Source organism: Paenibacillus sp. FSL L8-0435, from assembly GCF_037965655.1.
In the GTDB taxonomy this organism is placed as follows: domain Bacteria; phylum Bacillota; class Bacilli; order Paenibacillales; family Paenibacillaceae; genus Paenibacillus.
In genome coordinates this window covers 3,057,352-3,080,550 of the sequence record NZ_CP150185.1, presented here as the reverse complement: position 1 = coordinate 3,080,550, position 23,199 = coordinate 3,057,352, and the positions used below count along the sequence as shown (strand labels likewise).

15 protein-coding genes are annotated in these 23,199 nt (G+C 45.1%); 6 read left to right on the top strand and 9 right to left on the bottom strand.

The window, feature by feature from the left end:
* Positions 1 to 54 precede the first annotated feature (54 nt).
* Together NST33_RS13445 and NST33_RS13440 are read right to left on the bottom strand one after the other, a co-directional pair.
* Positions 55 to 945 (bottom strand): carbohydrate ABC transporter permease, encoded by an 891-nt coding sequence (locus tag NST33_RS13445; protein ID WP_127545810.1) that lies wholly within the window; start codon positions 943 to 945, stop codon positions 55 to 57.
* Positions 946 to 960: 15 nt separating this feature from the next.
* Complete coding sequence (locus tag NST33_RS13440; RefSeq protein ID WP_221819504.1) at positions 961 to 1,866, bottom strand: ABC transporter permease subunit; 906 nt, start codon at positions 1,864 to 1,866, stop codon at positions 961 to 963.
* A 314-nt stretch (positions 1,867 to 2,180) separates the two neighbouring features.
* Between NST33_RS13440 and NST33_RS13435 the strand changes: the two genes are divergently transcribed.
* Together NST33_RS13435 and NST33_RS13430 are read left to right on the top strand one after the other, a co-directional pair.
* A complete protein-coding gene (locus NST33_RS13435; RefSeq protein ID WP_339308229.1) occupies positions 2,181 to 2,846 on the top strand; it encodes a TrkA family potassium uptake protein in 666 nt (221 codons plus the stop codon).
* A complete protein-coding gene (locus tag NST33_RS13430; protein WP_339308227.1) occupies positions 2,830 to 4,227 on the top strand; it encodes a TrkH family potassium uptake protein in 1,398 nt (465 codons plus the stop codon). Before NST33_RS13435 ends, NST33_RS13430 begins: the two co-directional genes overlap by 17 nt.
* 138 nt (positions 4,228 to 4,365) lie before the next feature.
* On the opposite strand, the gene NST33_RS13425 is transcribed toward NST33_RS13430, so the two are convergent.
* Complete coding sequence (locus tag NST33_RS13425) at positions 4,366 to 8,103, bottom strand: alpha-L-arabinofuranosidase C-terminal domain-containing protein (RefSeq protein WP_339308225.1); 3,738 nt, start codon at positions 8,101 to 8,103, stop codon at positions 4,366 to 4,368.
* A 383-nt stretch (positions 8,104 to 8,486) separates the two neighbouring features.
* Here NST33_RS13425 and NST33_RS13420 point away from each other — a divergent pair, with 383 nt between their 5' ends.
* Entirely contained in the window at positions 8,487 to 10,904 is a 2,418-nt protein-coding gene (locus NST33_RS13420) for a family 43 glycosylhydrolase (RefSeq protein WP_339308223.1), read from the top strand.
* A 138-nt stretch (positions 10,905 to 11,042) separates the two neighbouring features.
* Here NST33_RS13420 and NST33_RS13415 read toward each other — a convergent pair whose 3' ends face one another.
* On the bottom strand, positions 11,043 to 11,597 hold the full coding sequence (locus tag NST33_RS13415) for an XRE family transcriptional regulator (RefSeq protein WP_221819509.1): 555 nt from the start codon (positions 11,595 to 11,597) through the stop codon (positions 11,043 to 11,045).
* Positions 11,598 to 11,728: 131 nt separating this feature from the next.
* Here NST33_RS13415 and NST33_RS13410 point away from each other — a divergent pair, with 131 nt between their 5' ends.
* Positions 11,729 to 12,310, top strand: a complete 582-nt coding sequence (locus tag NST33_RS13410; RefSeq protein ID WP_237175560.1) for a LysE family transporter — start codon at positions 11,729 to 11,731, stop codon at positions 12,308 to 12,310.
* A 51-nt stretch (positions 12,311 to 12,361) separates the two neighbouring features.
* Here NST33_RS13410 and NST33_RS13405 read toward each other — a convergent pair whose 3' ends face one another.
* Complete coding sequence (locus NST33_RS13405; RefSeq protein WP_221819511.1) at positions 12,362 to 13,339, bottom strand: MBL fold metallo-hydrolase; 978 nt, start codon at positions 13,337 to 13,339, stop codon at positions 12,362 to 12,364.
* A gap of 233 nt (positions 13,340 to 13,572) precedes the next feature.
* Here NST33_RS13405 and NST33_RS13400 point away from each other — a divergent pair, with 233 nt between their 5' ends.
* A complete protein-coding gene (locus NST33_RS13400; protein WP_339308220.1) occupies positions 13,573 to 14,517 on the top strand; it encodes an alpha/beta hydrolase in 945 nt (314 codons plus the stop codon).
* Positions 14,518 to 14,604: 87 nt separating this feature from the next.
* On the opposite strand, the gene NST33_RS13395 is transcribed toward NST33_RS13400, so the two are convergent.
* From NST33_RS13395 to NST33_RS13385, 3 genes are all read right to left on the bottom strand, one after another.
* Positions 14,605 to 15,252, bottom strand: coding sequence for a hypothetical protein (locus NST33_RS13395; protein ID WP_339308218.1), 648 nt, complete (start codon positions 15,250 to 15,252; stop codon positions 14,605 to 14,607).
* Between the two features lie 313 nt (positions 15,253 to 15,565).
* Positions 15,566 to 17,047, bottom strand: a complete 1,482-nt coding sequence (locus NST33_RS13390) for a DHA2 family efflux MFS transporter permease subunit (protein WP_221819641.1) — start codon at positions 17,045 to 17,047, stop codon at positions 15,566 to 15,568.
* 68 nt (positions 17,048 to 17,115) lie between these two features.
* Positions 17,116 to 17,703 (bottom strand): TetR/AcrR family transcriptional regulator, encoded by a 588-nt coding sequence (locus NST33_RS13385; protein WP_221819514.1) that lies wholly within the window; start codon positions 17,701 to 17,703, stop codon positions 17,116 to 17,118.
* 259 nt (positions 17,704 to 17,962) lie between these two features.
* On the opposite strand from NST33_RS13385, the gene NST33_RS13380 reads away from it, so the two are divergent.
* The gene (locus tag NST33_RS13380; RefSeq protein WP_339308216.1) at positions 17,963 to 19,657 is read left to right on the top strand and encodes a collagen-like triple helix repeat-containing protein; all 1,695 of its coding nucleotides are present in this window, start codon (positions 17,963 to 17,965) and stop codon (positions 19,655 to 19,657) included.
* A gap of 205 nt (positions 19,658 to 19,862) precedes the next feature.
* Here NST33_RS13380 and NST33_RS13375 read toward each other — a convergent pair whose 3' ends face one another.
* A complete protein-coding gene (locus tag NST33_RS13375) occupies positions 19,863 to 23,102 on the bottom strand; it encodes a cytochrome P450 (RefSeq protein WP_339308214.1) in 3,240 nt (1,079 codons plus the stop codon).
* Positions 23,103 to 23,199: the final 97 nt, after the last annotated feature.

Below are 23,199 nucleotides of genomic sequence, written 5' to 3'. Positions count from 1 at the left end.
AAAAAGGAGCCAGTAATCGGCTCCTTCCATCGATCGGTTTTCCTCCTATCGATCTTATCCCTTTACACTTCCGACGACAAGCCCATGAACGAAATACCGCTGCAGGAACGGATACACGAGCAGAATCGGAATAACGGACAAAAAGATCTGGGAAGCTTGGGTTGTTCTATCCGATACCTGACTTAAGAGCGTTGCATCCTCTAGCGTCATCATCTCGCTCTGAATCATCGTCACCTGCTGTAACATGGACTGAAGATATGTAGCCAGCGGATAGCCTTCCGGGCTCTTCATGTAGATCATGCCATCGAACCAGGCATTCCAGTGTCCCACCATGGCAAACAGCGTAATGGTCGCGATACTGGGAAGAGAAATAGGAAGATAGATGCTGCATAGGGTGCGGAAATGTCCTGCCCCATCCATCCAGGAAGCTTCTTCAAGCTCCTTCGGCAATCCCCGGAAAAAATTAAGCATTAGAAGTACATTGAAGATCGGAACGGCGCCCGGTAGAATCAAAGCCCAGATGGAATCCAACAGCCCCGCTTCCTTAACCACCAGGTAACCCGGGATCAATCCTCCACTGAATAACATGGTGAATACGAAGATCCAGGCATAGAACGTTCTTGAACGGAATTTGGCAGCCTCTTTGGAGAGCGGATAAGCTACGAGAATCGTGAAGATCAGATTGGTCGTAACCCCCAGAACGACACGAAGAAGGCTTGTGCCGAATGAGTTCAGGAATTGCTGATTTTCCAGAATGTATTGATAGGAGGACAACGTGAAATCGACAGGCCAGAATGTGACGCTACCCGCTTTTACCGCATCACTTGAACTAAATGAAATCGCTAATATATTCACAATCGGGAACAGGCATAACAAGGCAAGAATCGTCAGGATGACGTAGTTAAACCCTAGAAACCACCGATAGGCTCTTGAAGCATGGTGCATGATTCTGCCTCCTTTCTAGAATATCCGATAATTCGCGAACCGATAGGCCAAGAAATAACCAAGTCCGATAAAAATGAAAGACACGACAGATTTGATCAGACCCAACGCTGTCGATACAGAATACTGAGCATCCTGCAATCCGATCCGGTAGATCATCGTATCCAGAATATCTCCTGATTCATATACCAATGGATTATAGAGGTTGAACACTTGGTCAAAGCCACCGTTAAGTACGTTACCCAGACTAAGCGTTACCATCAAAATGACGATCGGGCGAATGCCTGGCAGCGTGATATGCCATGTCTGCTTCCATCTTCCCGCACCATCCATAACAGAGGCCTCATACAGAGATTTATCAATATTAGTGAGGGCGGCCAGATAGATAATGGTCCCAAATCCGAATTCTTTCCATTGGTCTGTGATGACAAGTATGTAAGGGAACCACTCGTTACTGGCCAGGAATTGAATTGGGTCAATGCCCACGGCTTTCAGCAACATATTAACGATCCCGGTGCTTGGAGATAACACATCCACGATGATTCCCGCCAGAATAACCCATGAGAAAAAGTGAGGCATATAGATCACCGTCTGAATCGTTCGTTTAAATCCTGTCTTGCGAACCTCGTTGAGCAATAAGGCTACAAGTACCGGAATTACCAAGCCGGACACAATTTTCATCGTTGATATAAATACCGTATTCCATACAACCTGCGAGAACCCCGGCAGATCGAACAGATACCTGAAATTGTCCAAACCCACCCAATTTAGATTTTTGAATCCGGCAATGGGAGAGAAATTCTGAAAGGCAATAGAGAGACCTGCCATCGGAATGTAACCGAATACAATAATAATGAGCAGTCCAGGCAGAATCATAAGATGAAGCGGAACGTTTCGGATAAATTGTTTGTAGTTGGAACGCATAGCTGACTCCTCCTTCAACGTTTATTATAGGAGCAGCCAGATCACCGCAATAGTGTGGGCTATTTACTTTGGGTATCTTTTGTTGACTGCTTTCCACAGTTCAACAGCATATCCCATAAAAGAAACGAATCAGTTGCAATTCTATTCTTGAGGCATTAGAATGTACTCTTTTGAGATATCCTTAGACATAGACATGTTGGACAGGGTTTGGTAACTACAATATGAAACCTTACAATCCTGTGTACGTAATGTAATATTTACCTATTAGGATATAGAGGAAACCGTTATTTATTTTGATTACAATGAGGGATATTATGAAAAAACAGTTTATGGTACTTGGTCTTGGACGATTCGGTTCAAGCTTGACACACACACTCATTAAAAATGGGCATGAAGTGCTCGCAGTAGACAAAAGCGAAACTCTTGTTCAGGAGATTTCAACGGTGGCAACCCATGCCGTACAAGCAGATTGTACTGACAAATCAGTCCTTATGGAGCTTGGGGCAAGCAACTTTTCACACGCCATTGTTGCGATCGGCGAAGATCTGCAAGCAAGTATACTGACCACTCTGTTATTGAAAGAACTTAATGTGCCCAAAGTAACAGCCAAGGCCAAAAATGATAACCACGGTAGTGTGCTTAGCAAGATCGGTGCGGATCAGATTGTTTACCCTGAACGTGACATGGCCACGAGACTCGGTAATCAGCTTAGTTCAGACAACATCATAGATTCCATTGAATTGTCTTCAGATTATAATCTGGTCGAGATCAAAGCTCCCTTAAGTATGAATCAAAAAACATTGCTGGAACTCAATATTCGAGCTGAATATGGATGTACCGTTATCGCCATCAAAACGGGGAATAACCTGAATATCTCACCCATGGCGGAAGACATAGTCCGTGCGGGAGATATGCTCTTGTTAATAGGTAGTAACGATGACATTCGAAATCTGGAGAGTGATTATGAACCAAAGAGATAAACGTGTGACGGGAACTTCGGCTTTGACGAATATTGAATCGATTGTGAACAAGTTGAAAAATAATATGAGTCCTCCCCAACTCATCATGATGATCTTCTTCACTCTCATCTGGATCGGAGCCATATTACTTGCATTGCCCATATCTTCAAGTACCAGGACTTCCATCGGTTTACTTGATGCCTTGTTCACAGCAACCTCTGCTATATGTGTAAATGGGCTGATTGTCTTGGATACAGGGAGTGTCTTTTCAACATTCGGACAGGTCGTTATCATGATTTTGATTCAGGTTGGTGGACTAGGGTTCATGACACTCGGTGTAATGGTTGCCATTATTCTGGGGAAACGGATTGGCTTGAAACAGAGGCTTCTTATTCAACAAGCCACCAATACCTCCTCAGCTCAAGGTCTGGTTAAGCTATCCATGTATATTGTACTTATAGCCTTTGCTTTTGAAGCGCTGGCTACAGTGGTTCTTACATTGCGCTGGCAGAGCGATTTGGGATGGGGACAAGCTTTCTATTACGCCATATTCCATTCCATCTCTGCCTTCAATAATGCGGGTTTCTCTCTTTGGAGTGATAGCCTCACCCCCTTTGTTGGTGACCCGATTGTTAATCTTACGGTCATTACGCTCTTTATCATTGGCGGCTTGGGTTATATTGTGGTTGTGGATGTATTCCGCAAACGTTCATGGAGAAAGCTCTCTCTTCATTCAAAAATTGTGTTAATCGGTAGTTTTTCTCTCTACTTGATTGGATTCCTCACCATTTTTTTACTCGAGAGTTGGAATCCTTCAACGTTCGCTGATTTATCTTACAGTGAACGTATATGGGCTTCTCTATTTCAGGGCACCGCTCCTCGAAGCTCCGGATTCAATACCATTGACATTGGAAGTATGTTGGCCACATCCCAATTTTTCATTATTATTCTAATGTTCATTGGGGCTTCTTCCGGCGGAACAGGTGGAGGAATTAAAATCAATACTTTTGTGGTCCTTGTTCTTGCGACCATACAAACATTTCGGGGCGGCGGACAGATTCATGCTTTTGAGCGTAAAATTGCAGAAGAAACAGTAATGCGTGCACTTGCTGTTGTCTTAAGTTCTCTCGCCTTTGTGCTTGGGATCTCCATTCTTCTCTCCATATCCGAAGGCATTCTTGAAAATCATTTTCTGGATGTTCTGTTTGAAGCCACTTCAGCATTTAGCACCACAGGACTCTCGATGGGTCTGACAAGTGAGTTAAGTGTTGCCGGTAAAATTATAGTCTCTATTACGATGTTTGCAGGACGATTGGGACCATTAACTCTGGCTTTTGCACTGGCTCAGAAGAAACGTACATCCAAAATCGGTTATGCAGAGGACCATGTCCTTATTGGTTAACATACCGTACTAAGGACATGTTAACCCTTTTGTGGAAAAGTAATTGCTTTCTAGTTCAAAAGAAGTTCAATAGCAAAACGCCCCCTTATCGCAAACGACAGATGTCTGCTTAAGGGGGCCTTTATTTATATATTTTGCTTACAGAAGATCCATAATAAGAACATTTACCGAATGAGCTGACAAACCAACGATCACTGATTCACCATTCAACTTGATCTCCTGTTCTTGGGGAACCACTTTCTCATCATTCTTCTGATTCACATTCGGCACATGCACCAAATGATCTTCTCCAGTAAGTGTGATCAATCTGGCTGAAGCATCAACCTTCAGATCCTGAAGGCAAATCCGGGTTGATTTATCCACGCCATCTGCATTCACCAGTTTCACATACACATGCCGTGCGTCCTTTGTAACAGAGTGGAATACTTCCCTGTTGTAAGCTTCCAGCTTGTAATCCAGAACCTTGCTGATATTGCGACCGTCTGTATAGGAGCAGATCAGATTCTTTCCTGTATCTCCACCATAGTTAACCGTGATTGTGTAATCGGTCCCATTCTCGAGTGGTTCATAGTTGGCCGCTCTCAGGTTACCCGCTGCCGAACTGGATGAATAGTCTCCTAAGGTATAACCCTCAATCCCTTGTTTGTACACCTTCACCGCTGTGGCACTTCCCCCGTAACAGATTGCGTACTCAATGACATCCTTGTTCTCGGACGAGATATCTGTCAGTCCCACGCCGATGTAAAAACCATCCTCACCTGAAATTCTTTCAGCCTCAACCTGCACCTTGTAGTTAGTCCATTCGTCATTCAACAGGTACAATCCATTCAATCCACTTGATTGTGCCTTCAAAATGAGTCCTTTTCCTGCGGTTAACGTATATCCTTCCGATCCGGGAATCTGGTTCCATGCCTCACTAAGCTCTGTACGTTCCCTGAAATCTTCCTCTAGCAATATGGTGCCATCCACATTGGACGTGACCGTGACTCGTTTCACCACGATGTCTGCATGACCTGTTGCAATCTCGATGCCGCCACGCGGAATGAGATTCAGCGGTTTGCCTTTGCTATAGGTGGAGAATGAAGTCTCGAGCACCTGATCTCCTACATATTTTGCAAAAAGCTGCTGTACATAATAATTCGGTGTATACCATACCGTTTCATCATCAAACCAGATGCAGTCCGGCGTCCAGCGGTAGGTACCGTCCGTTAGTACTTTGTTGAACAATGGCGCATAGGCAGCCAAACGAACAACGTCTGCATTATTTTCAAATCCGGTCATGATCGCAGCTTCTGCGACCGCTCCTGCCAGCGTGTTTTTGTCCGTGGAAGCATATTCTCCCACAAATACTTTGGATGTTTCTTTCCAATCGATACTTCCGTCTTCAAGATAGGCCCGGTCATAGTAGTTGTAACGATCTACGTTATTCAGCAAATATTCATTAGATCGGTAGTAGTGCTCATCTGCGATGGTGTCCATGTAATTGTCCTGGTTCTCATACCAGGTTACGGTCTCCTCAATCACCTCAGTACCATCGGCAAAAGCCACTTGAGCTGATCCGGTCAGATTTCCGCTGAGGAACTTCCATCCTTCCTGATACGCATCATCATCTGCCTGAGCACCAACCGTCGAGATAATGTGCAGCTCATGATCAGGATAGTTCTGTTTCATGTACTCATCTATCGAACGTTTGAATACTTCGAAGTTGGCAAAAAATTCAGTGCCCCAGTTCTCATTGCCTACGCCCAGATAACGAAGATCAAACGGTTCAGGATGGCCCATCCGGCTTCGTACCGTCGCCCATTCGTTGTGTTCAAAGTCTGTACTGAGCGCAAAGTCAATCAGATCTGTAAAGTTGCGGATATAATAATCCCTTAAAGCGCCACCCGCAGGGTGAGCATAATCCGAGCGTGCCTGACACAACACACCGCAAGCCATGACTGGAACCGGAGCGGCATTCAGATCTTCCGCCAGTTGGAAGTACTCCATATAACCGAGGCCCATCGTCATCATGTAACCCCAAACATTATAATTTTCTTTGCGGAGCTCAACCGGACCCACAGAATCCTTCCAGTCATATACGTTATCCCAGATAAAAGATCCCTCCGAGATACATCCTCCCGGAAAACGCAAGAACTTCGGATGCAGATCTGCGAGTGCCTGGATTAGATCTTTTCTCAATCGATAGTTCGGGTTACCTGTGTAATTGGCATGTGCCGTAGCCGATATTCCCTCTTCTGTCGGATCAGCTCCCCATACATTCTGAGGGACTAAGGACACCATATCGATCGAGATGTCACCTGCAAACGTAAGTGCCAGTTGACCAAGTACAGTCTCCGTTCCAATCAGAGACAAACCGTATTTCTTCCATGTGTTCCCGCCTTCAACATGCAGTGTTACCGAATCACTGATGGATATGTCCCTTCCATCCTGCAATTGAACGGTGATTGTTCCTGCCGATTCTGCTTTTGCCCATACGGTAAAGTCATAGGATTCACCCTGCTTGATGGACATGGCACAATGCTGGTTGGAGTCTGAGAATCCACGATTTCGAATCGTTGCCCCATCCTGAACCGTTACATAATAAGCATTTACTTCAGGGTCTTCCACGTTAAAATGAACGTTTAGTCCATCCGTATGTTGTACGAGCATTTTCTCCGTATCGCCTGACCAGGCAAACAAAGGTTCACGATTTCGACCTGTCGAACAACCACATTCTCCAGAGTCATGCGAGTACGTATCAAATGCAAAAGATTCAAATGATCGATTCTGAACAAGCTCTGCATAGATTCCGCCATCTGCCGCGTTGTTAATATCCTCGTAGAACAGGCCATACATGACTTCACTGATATCAGCTACCTTCTGATCTCCATGGATGGTGACCGTATAAGGCGGGAGATGCGCGGGCACAACAGACACGTCAAAGCGTTGACTCTGCTCACTATCACCTCTGTTCAGAAGCGCACGGAGCGTAACCTCTTGTGCCGATGTGATTGCCTGGACCTCTCCGTTCTCGGTCAGGACTTCCGGCTTACTGGAACTCCATTCAACAGACACTTTACCACCCAACAAGTGTGCCGGCAGTGACACATCCTTGGTGATGATTCGGTTGGGGAAGGACAAGTACTTGTCCGCCGCAAGCTTCACAATCGCTTCATCTGTCAGTGATTCACACATGACTTCAATGACTTCATCCATGGTAAGCGCTGCTTGGTAGATCCGAAAGTCGGATAACGAACCTGCAAAGTCCACATCCGCTTCATACTGGGAACGTGCAATATAATTCTGGCTATAATTCTCAGAATCGATGAAAGAGTCAAACCATTCGCGTAATTTGGCATAATTGCCACTGGACGTCTGACTGATCGATCCATCTGCCGCCTTCTCCCCGTTTACATATACAATTGGCCCTGCACTGCTCAACGTCCCCCCTTGGCTGCCTGCCACCGAGAGTGCAATATGTATCCATTCTCCACTTGCAACTCCCCGGCTTGGGTGGACAACCAGATTATCACCAGCGTATAACGTACCCAGAAGCTGACGTGTCAGAAATAAATACGGTCCCTTCTCCCCTTTACCAAAGTCAAAAATGCGTTCCCACACATTGGACCCCTTACCCAGAAACACCCAAGTGGCAATCGTAATTCCTGTGTTATCGCTTACATCCCGAAGCAGATCTGAAGGTAATTGCAGATAAGAAGTTCCATTCGCTCCCCCGTTGAAAGTTACCGCTGATCTACCTCTCACCTCGGATACCACAGGTAGGATTTCACCTTTGGCTATAGCATCATGTCCCTTACCGGAACTGTCCCTTCCGATCTGAACGGTATCCTCGAACGTGTATTGTGCGATTAATTGATTTTGATATGTGCTCATGTTCTTACCTCCTATGTAGTTGGGGATTGTCGGTTTACCCTTTTGATTCGCATTAATATAAAATGATTGATATATAGTTAAACACATTACTTAAACGTAATAATATCGCATCATCGATCCCAATTTCAATCCTAATTTGAGAAAGACAACTGATTTATTTGAGTGTAATGAGCCGTATCGGCTCTTCCCGTCTCTCTTTAATTATTCATTTTAGTCTTATAAACATTATATTTATGGTTTACAAACATATAAACCAATTGATAATATAACAAATGAAAGCGCTTGATTTAGGAATCGCTCCAAAGGAGGGCTGCCAAACCTTATATCGTGTGTTGCCAAGTATCGGTTAATTTTTCATTCCGGAAATAGGAAAGGGGAAACGTATGAAACGTTATTGGGTACGCGTACTTAACATTTCTGTACTAAGCACCGCATTAATTACTGCAACAACTTTGGCGCCGGTCTCGGTGTTTGCAAATGCTTCAGGGACAACTGTGGGTGACTCGCAGACCTCCACCACCTCTATCGCAACTCCTGCTCCATCATTCAAAAATGTTTCCGTTCATGACCCTTCTGTCATTAAAGTGGATGATACGTTTTATATTTTTGGATCTCATCTGCAAGTAGCCAAGTCCAAAGACTTTTTGAACTGGGATTTGGTCGCATCCGGCGTTACAGATAACAATCCTGTTGTCCCCAATGTAACCAAGGAATTCGCTGAAGCGCTGGAATGGGCGCAGACGGATACGTTATGGGCGGCAGATGTCATTCAGCTCGCGGACGGCAAATTTTATATGTACTACAATGCTTGTAAAGGGGACTCCCCGCGATCAGCGCTCGGCATTGCTGTCGCAGACAACATCGAAGGGCCTTATAAGGATCAAGGCATTCTGTTGAAATCCGGCATGTGGGATCAGATCAGTGAGGATGGTACCATTTACGATGCAACGATTCATCCCAATGTGGTTGATCCGGATGTCTTTTATGATAAAAACGGCAAGTTATGGATGGTGTATGGCTCATACTCCGGGGGGATTTTCATTCTGGAGATGGATGCAACGACAGGCAAACCACTGCCGAATCAAGGTTATGGCAAAAAGCTGACCGGAGGCAATCATAGTCGTATTGAAGCACCTTACATGCTCTACAGTCCCGAAACCGATTATTATTATCTGTACCTGTCTTACGGTGGACTAGGTGCTGATGGAGGATACAACATTCGTGTTGCTCGCTCCCAAACACCAGATGGGCCTTTCCTTGATGCGGAAGGAAACGATATGATCAACGTTAAAGCTGACAAGGATAAACCATTGTTTGATGATCGTTCTATTGAGCCTTTTGGAGTCAAATTAATGGGGAACTTCCTGTTCGAGAGACAGATCGGTGATCCGGGCACAGGCCTAGGTAGCGGCTATGTATCGCCAGGACATAACTCTGCTTATGTTGATCCGGAGACTGGCAAACAGTTTCTTATCTTCCATACCCGCTTTCCAGGGCGTGGCGAAGAGCATGAAGTTCGCGTACATGAGATGCATATGAATGCAGATGGTTGGCCCGTTGTTTCTCCATATCGCTATGCGGCTTTGGGAGAGGATACAACGCAACTGACAACTCAGGATATCGCTGGTCAGTACCAATGGGTGAATCATGGTAAGGACATCACGGCGGACATTAAGTCATCCCAGACCGCGCAGTTCACGGCAGATGGGCAGATTCATGGTGCCGTGACAGGAACTTGGAGTCTTGACGCAGACAACAAGGTTCAGATCACTTCGAATAACGTTGTGTACAAAGGCGTTTTCACACATGAATGGAACTCGGAATCTCAAAGTACGGTTCTGACCTTTAGTGCCCTCTCCTCCTCCGGAATTGCCATCTGGGGAAGTCAAGGTGTTGAACGGAGTGATCAGGACATTGTAGATGCGGTGAAAAAGGACCTGAGCATTAGCAATACGGATCACGTGTTCTTCAATCTGTCTCTGCCTACCAAGGGAACAAGTGATGCAGACATTACGTGGAAAAGCTCCAATGCTTCGGCTCTATCCGCTACAGGTGTAGTGCAGCGACCACGCGCTGGTAAGGGTGATGCCAAAGTCAAATTAACCGCCACGATTCGTAAAGGAACTGCGGTAAGCTCCAAAACGTTTAACGTTATCATTCCACAGCAAGCGGTAAGCCCATTGCTCGGGGAGTATACTTTTGAACACAAGAAACTTGCCAAAGTCGCACAGGATTCCAGTAAAAACAAATATCACGGACAAGCCTTTAATGTGGTCAGTTCTACTGCTGGTGGCAAAAATCAGGCTGCCACATTTAACGGAACCGACAGTTACATTCAGTTACCTGGACTCATTACAGATACAACGGATTTCACGTTTAGCGCATGGATCAATTGGGACGGTGGCGGGTCTTGGCAGCGTATTTTCGACTTTGGAAATGGCTTGACGAGGCATATGTTCCTTACTCCCTCCCAACATAATGGGGCATTACAATTCACCATCCATAATGAGGGACGGGATCAGAGCCTGATTGCAGCAAATCCACTGCCTGTTAAAGAGTGGGTTCATGTGGCTATAACCCTTCAGGGCGATGTAGGAACTCTGTATGTAAATGGTACATCGGTTGCAAGCAGCTCTGAGATTACTTTTAACCCGAAAGATCTGCAGGTAACGGAAGCTTATGTAGGCAAGAGTCGTTATACGGCTGATCCGTTCTACAACGGAAGCTTGGATAATGTAAGAGTATATGATAAAGCATTAACAGCCAAGGAAATCCAGCGTCAGGCCAAAGAAAAGCCTTAACTCAGAGTCCCCTATCGCGAGCGGTTGGGCTCCATCATAGTGCACACATCAATAAAGCAGCCAATGTATTGAACCGAACCCTTTGTGAGACACGACTAACAAAGGAGTTTCAGTTCATTACATCAGGCTGCTTTATTGTCACTTTGAATAATGAATAACCATGTTCAATCTGTTCGACTTAGCACCGGAGTTAATATAGGCATGGGGCTTGTCTGCACGGAAACGGATCGACTCCCCTTGGTTCACCATATATTCTTCCGTCCCTACCCGAATCGTAACTTCTCCTTCAAAGACAGTAATAAATTCTTCCGTACCTTCGATATGCGGCTCAGCACTTAAAGAAGATTCCATATCCATATCCATCATGTACATTTCAAAGCGACGTCCTTCTTCAAAAGGAAAATGCGGATATATTCGAACCCTCCCCTCGTCTTCCATCAATACTTGAATATCATCGCCCGTTACAACGGTAGTATCTGACTTCGGCTCGTGAATCAAAGCAGTGAAGGAGGTTTTCAGGCCATTAGCAATCTTCCATACGGTTGCAATCGATGGATTGGATTCACCACGTTCAATCTGACCAAGCATGGTCTTGCTAATACCAGACATTTCGGCGACTTTGTCCAGACTGAGTTTTCGTTGTTCCCTAAGCTGTTTCAGGTTCTGAGCAAGAATACTATTAATGTTTTTCAAAATCCATCCTCCTCATTTTATATTTATGTGTTGTGCTTTATAACGTACATATTGTACAATAATAAAGACCGTACGTTATAACGTACATTTCAGTTCATTATATCACACAACTAAGAAAACGTGGAGGAACCATGAATATCATACCTTTAGTGACCTATGCAATCATTGCTTCATTTACACCCGGACCCAACAATATCATTTCCATGACGCATGCCAGAAATCAGGGGTTCCTCAAGACCCTTCCTTTTATTAGTGGAGTTGCAGCTGGCTGCCTGCTTATTATGTTTCTGTCCAGTTATTTCAACCTTATTCTTCATCAATACATTCCTAGAATCACACCTGTCTTGAACGTCTTAGGATGTGTGTATATGCTCTATCTGGCACTCAAAATCATGCGAAGTAAACCTGCAGATTCGCAAGACAACAAGGTCAATCATTATTCATTTCTATTTGGGTTCACCCTACAATTCATCAATCCCAAAGTCATTCTGTATGGGCTTACTGCCATATCCGTTTTTGTTCTGCCTCTTGGGCAGTCCCATGTTCATTTAATCGTATTTTCCTTGCTACTCACCTTCATCGGGATTAGTGCCAATATGACCTGGGCGTTTGGTGGCATGTTATTCCAGAGCTTTTTATTAAGATACGAGCGGCCTGTTAATATCGTCATGGGTATGTTGTTAATTTACAGTGCACTATCGATCCTGATGTAAAATGCAATAGAAAAAGCGTCCACTCATTCGATGAGCTGAACGCTTTTATTTTTATCCTAATTCCGGTCTCCACCATGGACGTGTAGGATAATCCTCCGTATGAAGAACAACCTTCTCGCCGATTTTGGGAGTTGCAATCTTAACGTTCAAAGCATGTGCAGCCTTCGTAATCCGTTCAACCGGTTCATTCCAGGCATGATAGGCGAGCGTGAATGCGGCCCAATGAATCGGGATGAGCAACTTACCCCCTACATCCAAATGCGCTTGCACCGTTTCTTCCGGCATCATGTGAATGTTGGACCACCGCTCGTCATATTGCCCACATTCCATCATAGTGAGGTCAAATGGACCGTATTTACTGCCAATTTCCTTGAAATGAGGACCATATCCGCTGTCACCACTAAAGAATACCTTTGTATGTTGTCCAGCGATAACCCACGAACACCATAAGGTAGAATTACGGTCGAATAATCCTCTGCCCGAGAAATGGCGAGCTGGCGTGCAAGCGAATGTTAAACCTTTGAACGATAACTCATCCCACCAGTTGTGCTCGGTAATCTGTTCTGAAGGCACACCCAGTTGAATCAGTCGACGACGGACGCCAAGTGGCACGATAAATCGCTTTGTTTTATCCTTCAATCTGCGGATGGAGTCATAATCCAGATGATCATAATGGTCATGCGATATAATGATTGCATCAAGCGCCGGGAAATCCTCCGGTTGAATCGGTAGATTCGTGCTATAACGTTTGGTACCTACCCAGGATACCGGGGATGGACGATTGCCCAGCATTGGATCAAAGAGCAATCTGTGACCTTCAATCTCAAGCAAAAAGGCCGAATGACCGAACCATGTAACCTGTGGATTATCGGATGCATTCAAGGTTTCAGCAGGTTCACATATCTCCATAGGCATCGTGCCAGATGGCCTCCGCTCTACATTGCCACGCATGGAATCTCTCAATATACTGATTAGGGATTTGAAGTTCATGCCGGCTGATGTCGGAAGCTGATTTTCGTATTTTGTCATTATACATACCTTCTGTTCTATATAATCGATCTGTGATTCAATATATGGATAAGAACTATTCATATCGTAGCTATATCTTAATTCATTGGCCGTTGATATACAATTTTCGGTTAATTAAGATAGAATTAAGACTCTGTTTTCTCTCGTATAAGATTAGGCATATATGATAGAGAAAATACATGGAGAGTATGTGAGAGAACATGAAGAAATGGCGCAAAAGATTAGTTAAGTTTTTGATATTTGACCTGGCAATAGTTCTGTTGCTTCTGGGTACTGGCGTGATCTACCAACAAGTGGGTTTAAGGCACGATGCCAAAATACTCGTACCCCCTGGAAAGCTCTACGAAGTCCATGGAGACAATATGCATCTATATACTGGAGGAGAAGGCGATGTAACAGTCGTCCTCGCCTCCGGCTGGGGTACTGCTAATCCCTATGTAGATTATTATCCATTATATGAAAAGCTTGCTCCCAACACAAAATTCGCTGTATATGATCGATTTGGCTATGGATATAGCGATCGGACCGATAAGAAACGTGATGTCGATACCGTAGCTGAAGAATTACACGAGTTATTGCAGGTATCTGGACAGAAGCCGCCTTATGTATTAGTTGGACATTCGCTCGGCTCGCTGGAGACCATCCGTTTTGCACAAAAATACCCGGATCTCGTGAAAGGCATCGTCATGATTGATGGCGGAAGTCCCGAATATTATTCGAATGACGATGACTCTTTGGCAGACACAATTGGTGGTTTTGCGAATAAATTACGTATCCAAACCGGACTATTCCGCCTCTCGATGCAATCTGACTTGGTTGTCGAAACTTCCAATGCCAATCGTAATGAATTGAAACTTGTACCCGACGATCTAAAAAAATTGGATACAACTGCGCTGTTGTACAACTATGGTAATGCTAACACGTTGGATGAATTACGTGAAATAGCTGCCAATGCCAAAGTGGTCGTAGATCACAAGCAAAAATTACCGTTTCCCCTCACCATACTGACCGCTGATTACCTCGGTGCCAGTGAACCCGAATGGGACAAAACTCAAGTTGAATTTAAATCCTGGTCGGATGATTCAAAACAGGTGACCATTAAAGATACCGATCACTACATCCATCAATATCGCCCGGACTTCGTTGCGGATGAGATATTGGCCCTGGTGAAGAAGTAACGTACATCCTGCTAAAGTAAGGCTATGTTATATCATAAAAGAAACCCCAAAGATTCTCTAATATCTTTGGGGTTTTAAGTATGAGATTTATTGTGCTATCGCCAGTCTTGGCCGTTGGGACCTGAAATCGCTGAAAGCTTGTTCGATCTCTAATGAAGTCAACTGGTGACGATAAAAGTACTGTTCCATCGCCTCCATTTCGGTTCGATCGCCATTGTAGATGTTCTCAATTCTTCGAATGATCTGGTTATATAAGCTCTCACGTCTGGAGTTCACAGGCTCACACAACCAAAAGTTCGTTCTCTTCACTTCACCTGTCTTGGTCCAGAGCAAATTCTCATATCGGATGACATCCCAGTCCCAATATCCAGCATGAATCTGCTGAAGTTCCGTCGTAAACATATCGTATATCAAGTTGGGAGGAATGTGTCCATATGTCACACGGTACTCTTTCAGTTTGAATGCTTCAATCCGCTCTGTCAGGGTGTACTCACCTGGTGAATACGCATACAATTTAGGTGCATAGGGATTACTCTGCAATGCCCTAAGTGCCTCACTTTCCATCTCCCCATCCAATCTTGCACGTGAAGCATATACCTTAAGACAATAGTCTTGCAATCTATATACAACCGAGCGATTACTGATAAGCGAAGCCTGTAGAGTGAGATGGCCGTTTTTTTCGTAGTGCAACAGCATCTTTTCAATGTTATCGCCAATGGGATTAATGATGATCATAATAATGTCTCCTTGATTAAAAATAAAATATAAACCGTTTTCGAATTGGTTAAAAATTGTACTAATACATTCTATATTACCCTTTTATATTAGTATGAACATATACAATTTTGCCGGAACATGAAGTATTTGCTCTGAAATTCATTCTTTAAATCGCCGTATTCCGTCTACATTATTACTCTAATGGCTGTAACCCGTTTCACGTCAAGACCAAAAAAGATAGAATAAATTTTACGCAAAAAAGCGATGCACCCTTAGCGTTAAGGGTCACATCGCTCTTATACAATATCAATTATTCATGTTAGTTAATGGATTAATGCATAGGACCTTGTTGTCCTGGCGTTGATCCTACTTTGACCCGTTTCACAAAGAGTGAAGTAATCAGACCGATAATCGACAGAACTAATGCAAATACAAACGCATTCTGTACACCTGACGTGAAACCTGCCAGTTGATTTTCTGGACTTTCCGGGTTCGCCACTCCGCTCAAAAAGCGGGATTGTCCTGCGCTCAGTATACTTACCGCAACAGCCGTACCAATCGCTCCGGAAACCTGTTGCAACGTATTCATGATGGCAGTACCGTGAGGATAATACTCACGTGGCAATTGGTTCAGACCATTCGTCTGTGCAGGCATCATAATCATCGAGATTCCGACCATCATGAACACATGCAGCGTAATGATTTTCGCCAGTGTTGTTGTAGGTGTAATTCCAGTGTACATGAAGAGTACAACCGTTACGATAGCCAGACCAATAATCACAAGCCACTTCGGACCGAACTTGTCAAACAGTCGACCCATAACCGGAGACAGTAAACCATTCAGCAAACTGCCCGGCAATAGAACCAGTCCGGCAGTTAACGCTGTAACGGCCATACCTTGTTGCAGATACATTGGCAGGATCAGCATGGATGACAGCATCATCATCATACAGATGAATATCAGGATCAGGCCAATCGTAAACATCGGATATTTGAACGCTCGCAGATCCATCATTGGCTGTTTCATTCTCAGCTGACGGATGCTGAATAACAACAAGGACAGTGCGCCAATTACGATAGTGGAGATAACAACTGGACTTGTCCAGCCACCGCCAGTTTCTCCATGTCCTCCTGCACTACTGAAGCCGTATACGATACCACCAAAACCAAGGGTAGAAAGGATAATGGACAGTATGTCAATTTTGGGCTTGGTCAGTTTCGAAATATTCGGCAAGAACAACAAGCCGCATACCAGTGAGATCAGGAAGAACGGCAAGGAGATCCAGAAGATCCAATGCCAGCTCAGATTAGCCAGGATCAGACCGGAGATACTCGGACCACTTGCTGGCGCAAACATGATAACCAAACCAATCAATCCCATGGCCGCTCCACGTTTTTCAATCGGGAAAATAACCAATATGGTGTTAAACATCAGTGGCAACAATAGCGCTGTACCTATCGCCTGTAGTACCCGTGCCACCAATAGAATTTCGAAACTAGGTGCAAGTGCAGCAACAAATGTTCCTGCAATCGAGAAAATCAAAGATGTTGTAAACAGCTGTCTTGTGGTAAACCACTGCAGCAGCATACCGGATACCGGTACCAGGATTCCCAACACAAGCAAGTAACCTGTAGTTAACCATTGAATCGTTGTAGGACCTACTTCCAGTAGAGCCATAAGTGGCGTCAATGCCACGTTTAATGCCGTTTCTCCAAACAGACCAATAAAGCCGCTCAGCAGCATCGCGAACAAAATCGGAAATACCTTGTATTGCTGTGTTTCTTGTTGATTCTGTGCAGAATCAGCCTTCATGGAAACCTCCACGATCCCATCCTCCTCAAACGTATCGAACTTTCTTTTTCTCTGTCTCTTGCTATAAATTATTGAACCTGTTTGGCGTTCTTCGTCACAACCGACAAATAATCAGCAGCCGTCAGCAGAGGCTGTTTATCCTGATTCGTCAGGCTGATAATCAGTGCTCCCTCCATCAAAGAAATGATCAGAAGTGCCGTCTCCCGCGCCTTCTCTTCACCAACGCCATCCAGAATCAGATGTTTCTTAATGACATCCTGCCAATCTGCAAATACACCCTGACATGCAATACGCAACTGCTGACTAATACACGATGTCTCCACAGCTGCCCAGAAGCTGAATGGCAGAAATCCGGTAAACCCGGCTGCTTCTGTTTCATGAGCCAAATCATGAATAAATCTCTGAATGGCGTCCCCCGTATTGTCATGGGCTGCAAATGTTTTCTCAAATGTCAGCAGGATATGTTCATTGGCTTTTTGAATACACTCGTGCGCGAGCTCTTCCTTGCCTTGCGGGAAATAATGATACAACGACCCTTTCGGCGTACTACTCTCTTTGATGATCTGATTCAGACCGGTCGCATGATATCCTTGTGAAAAAAACAGTCTCGCTGCTGTGCTGACAATAGACTCTCTAGCATTAGACTTTTCACTCAACGAAAGCCACTTCCTTCAAATAATTATAACAATCGGTCTATATAATTAAACCCGCTCAGATCGGCACTGTCAATCATTTTTATTTCAAATTTATTTGAAAGCATTTTCATATCAGAGTCATCATATTATCCTCTTTTTTAATTATTACCTTTTATACATTTGATTCTGAGAAAGTAGGGAACTTTTCCCTGTCTTCGAATAAACATACATCAGTGTGAGTCACACTTAATTTCGATTTTTGAGAAAAGGAGTGAGAAATTTGGCAATCCTGCTAACTGGCCCTATTGATAATAGCCCCGTAAATGGGGTAAGGCCAACTCAGATCGTTTCCATTAAAATTGAAAATCAGAGTGCCGTGAACGCCGCAACTATACTTGTCCAGGGATATTCATTAATTACAAGCAGAGCTTTATACGTAAGTGAGCAATTCACAATCTTACCCGGTGCGGTTGCTACACGAACTTATTTTGCCGATCTTAACAGTTTCGAATACGTTATTACAGTTACAGGAGCAGCCCCTGAGGACATTTTGGTTTCTTTTTGGGGGAAAAACAGTGCCGGCTCTTTGGTTGCTGCTCACCGACTCGTTTATTCCGAATTATTTGGCAGCGAGAATTTTAATGGAGCTACGGGGACGACAGGTAGCACTGGCTCCACAGGTGCCACAGGACTCACCGGTGCTACGGGACCAACAGGCGCTACCGGAATTACAGGGGCGACGGGTGCCACGGGATCTACAGGAATTACAGGTGCCACGGGTCTCACTGGAGTCATAGGGACAACCGGTGATACTGGCGCAACAGGTCCTACTGGACCTACAGGTATTACAGGCCCTACCGGAGTTACCGGTGATACCGGGATCACGGGTTTAACAGGAGTTACAGGTCCGACAGGCGCCACTGGAGATACGGGAACGATTGGTGTAACTGGAGCGACTGGCATCACTGGAGCCACAGGCGTGACTGGTTCAACAGGCCCTACCGGAGTTACAGGTAGTTCTGGTTCTACAGGAGTTACAGGTGCAACGGGAGATACGGGTCCATCCGGCGGTCCAGAAGGCCCTACTGGTGCAACAGGAGATACCGGAGCTACTGGAACTTCTGGACCTTCTGGAACTACCGGAACTACCGGAGCTACTGGAGCTACTGGAGCTACTGGAGCTACTGGAGCTACTGGAGCCACTGGATCTACTGGAGCCACTGGATCTACTGGAGCTACTGGTGTTACGGGCGCTACGGGCACAGTGCAGCCCAATCCCTTTGATGTATATGTTTTGCAAGGTGCAATTGGCGGGGACGGAACACAGGCCAGTCCTTTTGGAACGATTCAACAAGGTGTAACCGCGGTATCTCCAACAGGAACCGTTCATATTCTTGGTGGCACATACCCAATCACTGCGAACATTACCATTAATAAAGCAGGAATAACTCTAAAAGGCTATCCTAGTACAATCATCCTGTTACAAGCTGCTGTTATCCCTTTCACCATCATTGGAAGCGGAGTAACTGTAGACGGATTAACGATCACGAGTGATAATCCTTATGCTGTTGAATTTATTCAATTAGGCGGAACCAATCATACCGTAATAAATAATACGATATTCGGTCCTCCTCAAGCTGGCCCTTCTTCAGGTTGGGTTGTCAATCGAGGTCTCGTGACCCAAATCGGTAATATGACCGGCTTGCTTGTACAAAACAATATTTTTTATTCCCTACGTCAGCCAGCCTACTTTAACCCTAATACAACTGGGGAAGTTATTAGCAATGTTGTTTATAATACGAGAGGATTTGTTAATGACCAGGCCGTTATGGTCTTCTCTGGAAATTCATGGGGCAGTCCGGTCAATGCGGTGGATATTGCACTGCTCGTAGGTACAATAACAGGGCCGCCTTTCGATCCGATTTCCGCCCTGAGCGCCAACAACAGTACAGCAACGATTCAGGATTCCAGATAAGAATCATTACTCGTTCTTACAAAACACCTAATTAAAACAGCCGCTGATTTGGATGTGAAACTCCAGATCGAACGGCTGTTTTTGGATGATTAGTATTATTTCATTATTAATTAATAGGTTACATAACCTCCGTAGATCGCGGTCCATGTATAACCTGTTTGACCATCAACTGATTGAAGTTGAAACTACTCTTTCATTTTAAGTTTTAATAGATAAGTTGAGAGGGTTCAACCAGACCTTTACCCGCCCACACGTCTTGCACATAGCGGCCTTCGGCCTGAAGCTGAATGAGCCAGTCTTTCGCTTGCTGCATCGTTGCTCCCTGCACCTCCTGATATGCTTGCTGTAAAGTCTCTTCTACCGCAGGAGCCATCTGGCTTCCATCCCCGCATACGTAGAGCTTTCCTTTGTTCATTAGCATGTGAATTAACTGTTCGGAATTCTCTTTCATTAGATGCTGTACATACGTTTTGGGCTTGCCCTCCGCACGAGAAAAAGCAGTGTGTAGCTTAATGATCCCTTCCCTTTCGTATTGCTCAAGCTCCTGACGATATATGAAATCTGAATCATTCCTGCACCCAAAGAACAAATGCGCTTCACTCAGTGGCAAACCTCTCTGTTTCATGACAGCTCTCGCCTGGAGGAAACCTCTGAACGGTGCAACCCCCGTCCCTGGTCCCACCATGATCATGGGTACGTCAGCCTCTTCCGGCAGATAAAATTCGGATTCCGGCGTACGTACAAACATCAGAATACGTTCTCCGGATGGACAACCGGCAAGGTACGATGAAGCAACTCCCTGGTATTCGCCTTTGCCACTCCGTGCAGGCTCTCTTACTACCGATACCGTTATGCTCGCTTGCTCGGAATTCAGGCTTGGCGAGCTGGATATTGAATAATACCTGGGCTTAAGCGGAGGCAATAGTTCAAGGAACCTTTCGAAAGGCAGCTCACACGCATCATGCTTTTCTAGCAGGTCCAACATGGTGATTCGATTGGCAAGAATATCATCCCTGTAGCTGTTTTCGTCCAACATGCCTTCCAGTTCACGCTTATGAGGTGGACATATCGTATGATTAGCTAACTCCTGCAACTGTGTTCTGGAGACTGGTGTCTGCAATTCCACACAATAAGCGAGCAACTCATGAATCTTGACGGGTCTGTTCAGTGGTAGGTGTGTAAGATGGCTGACGTCCGAAGTTAATTGGATCGGAGTATCCCCACGTAGTCCGAACCGACTGAGTATCCGATCCACATTCTGCTTCGGATTGCCAGGCAACACGCCGAGATGGTCGCCTTCTCTATAATTCATGCCTTCAGGCAGTAACACTTCGATGTGACGTGTGCTTCTTCCACTTCCCAGCGCCTGAAGCTCTTTATTGACTACAACCGTGGCATAGCTGGCATCATAAGTTCGTGCAAGAGGCATATCCGTTTTCTCGCGGACAAACTCCATTTGAAGTCTGCTGGCGCTTGGCTTCGAGGATTTGATTGCTTCCTCGTTGATCCCTAAAGCTTTCAACACCTGAGGCCACAACATATGTTGCCACGCCTCGACTTGTTTCTCCATGTCACCTCCGGCATCCGCTTCACCGCGAGATAACAGTCTTTTACCTCCCCATTTTTCAAGCTTCTCATCTATCCATCGAGGAATGCTCTGGTACGTCCCGGACCAACTCCGATCTCCACAGCCCAGAACGGCATAGTTTACATCCCGTGCTTCCTCTGGCTCTACTCCCTTCAACCAGTCTACAAATGCCGTAGCATTTTGCGGAGGTTTACCGTTATACGAAGCTGTGACGATGAGAACGACACCCTGACGGGGTAAGCGGCCCATCCACTCATTGAGAGCGGCTGCTTCACTTGGGATTCCGTACGAACGCCCTTTCTCCACAAGCTCTCGGGCAATGCCTTCTGCCGTTCCCAGATTGGAACCATATAACACCAGGAGCGAAGGGTTACCATCTGCTTCAACGGCCAGGATTTCTCCCCTCTGGCTGTCACTTGTTATATTTTTATGAACAACAGGAGCAGGTTTCTCTTCCACAGATCTGGTAGACTTATTCGTCTTTTGTGACACTTCGCGCGCTTTCACCTGGATCCGGAAGTCTCCCGGCTTCAATGTCAGTGTCTGTTTAACATCCAACTCATAGTTGCTATAATCGATCAGCTCAAAATGTTTAAGGACCATGCCCAGCACAAGTGTTGCTTCATATAAAGCAAACTGCATGCCGATACACGCTCTCTCCCCATTACCAAAAGGTTTATACGCATGATGAGGCACTTTCGCCGTATCTTCAAATCGCTCCGGACGGAAAAGCTCCGCATCCTCTCCCCATGCCTCTCTATCACGGTGTAGCTGGGGCAGAAGAATACTGCAACTTTCCCCTTTCTTCAAGGGATATTTGCCACCTATGACGGTGTCTTCTTTAGCATATACATCAAATCCCGGGGCTGTTGGCCAGAGACGAAGCGATTCACTAAGAATCATGCGAATATAGGAAAGCTGAAGAACTTCCTCGTACTGTGGTGAGTCACTGACCAATATCTGATCCACCTCGTCATACGCCTTTTGAAGCGAATCCGGATTTTTCAGTAGAAAGTAAAGAGCAAAAGATAATAAACCACTCGTGGTTTCATGTCCGGCAATGAGAAACGTAATAATCTGATACCGGATGTTCTCATCATCCAGCATTTCTCCAGTCTCCGGATCTTTACCATTCAACATACGTGCGAGCAAGTCGACCTCTTCGGGTGCTGAACTCGCTTTACGTTCCTCTATAATTTGATCTACCAGAGAGAACATCGTCTGAATATCCTCTTGGAACTGTCGTTTGGTTTTGACCATAAGCAGATTCTGAATTTTCAAACGTGAGCTCTTTTGCATTGCTTCATTTAATGCCCGAACCATGCTTTCAATAAAAGGACTGTGGTCCTGTCTGTAAAAACTGTTAAACCGATAATTGAATCCACATAGTCCAATGGTATCCAACGTAAGGCGTGTCATATCGTCCGCAACATCAATCGTATCGTTGGAATTGAGGCGTGCCCATTTGTTGATCAATTGTTCGGCAATATCAACCATCATGGGATGATAACCTTTCATGGCCTGTTTGCTGAAGGTGGGAAGCAGAATGTTATGGGCCTTTTTCCAATTGGGCTCCGATGTTCTGCTTGTAAATAAACCATCGCCGCCAAAGGCACGTACATTATCGAGTTCATTGTATACAAACTTGTCAAACCGGGACACATCGCACAACTCAGCCACAAGATCTGGCCCAGATACGATTAAACCGGAATAACCGGGAACGGTAACTCGGTATATTGGTCCATGCTGTTCAGCCAGCACCCCTAGCGACAACGTTGGTTTATTTTTATCAATCAAAGGCAGATTGCCAAGTGGTCCATACATTTTGGGCTGTGGAATGTAAGCTGCATCACTCATGATGATCACCTCTTATCTGTACGCCGTGAAGCAAGGTATTCGTTAGCCATATGATGGCTGTTCTGCTTTCATTCATAAGTGATCTCTCCTTTGATGA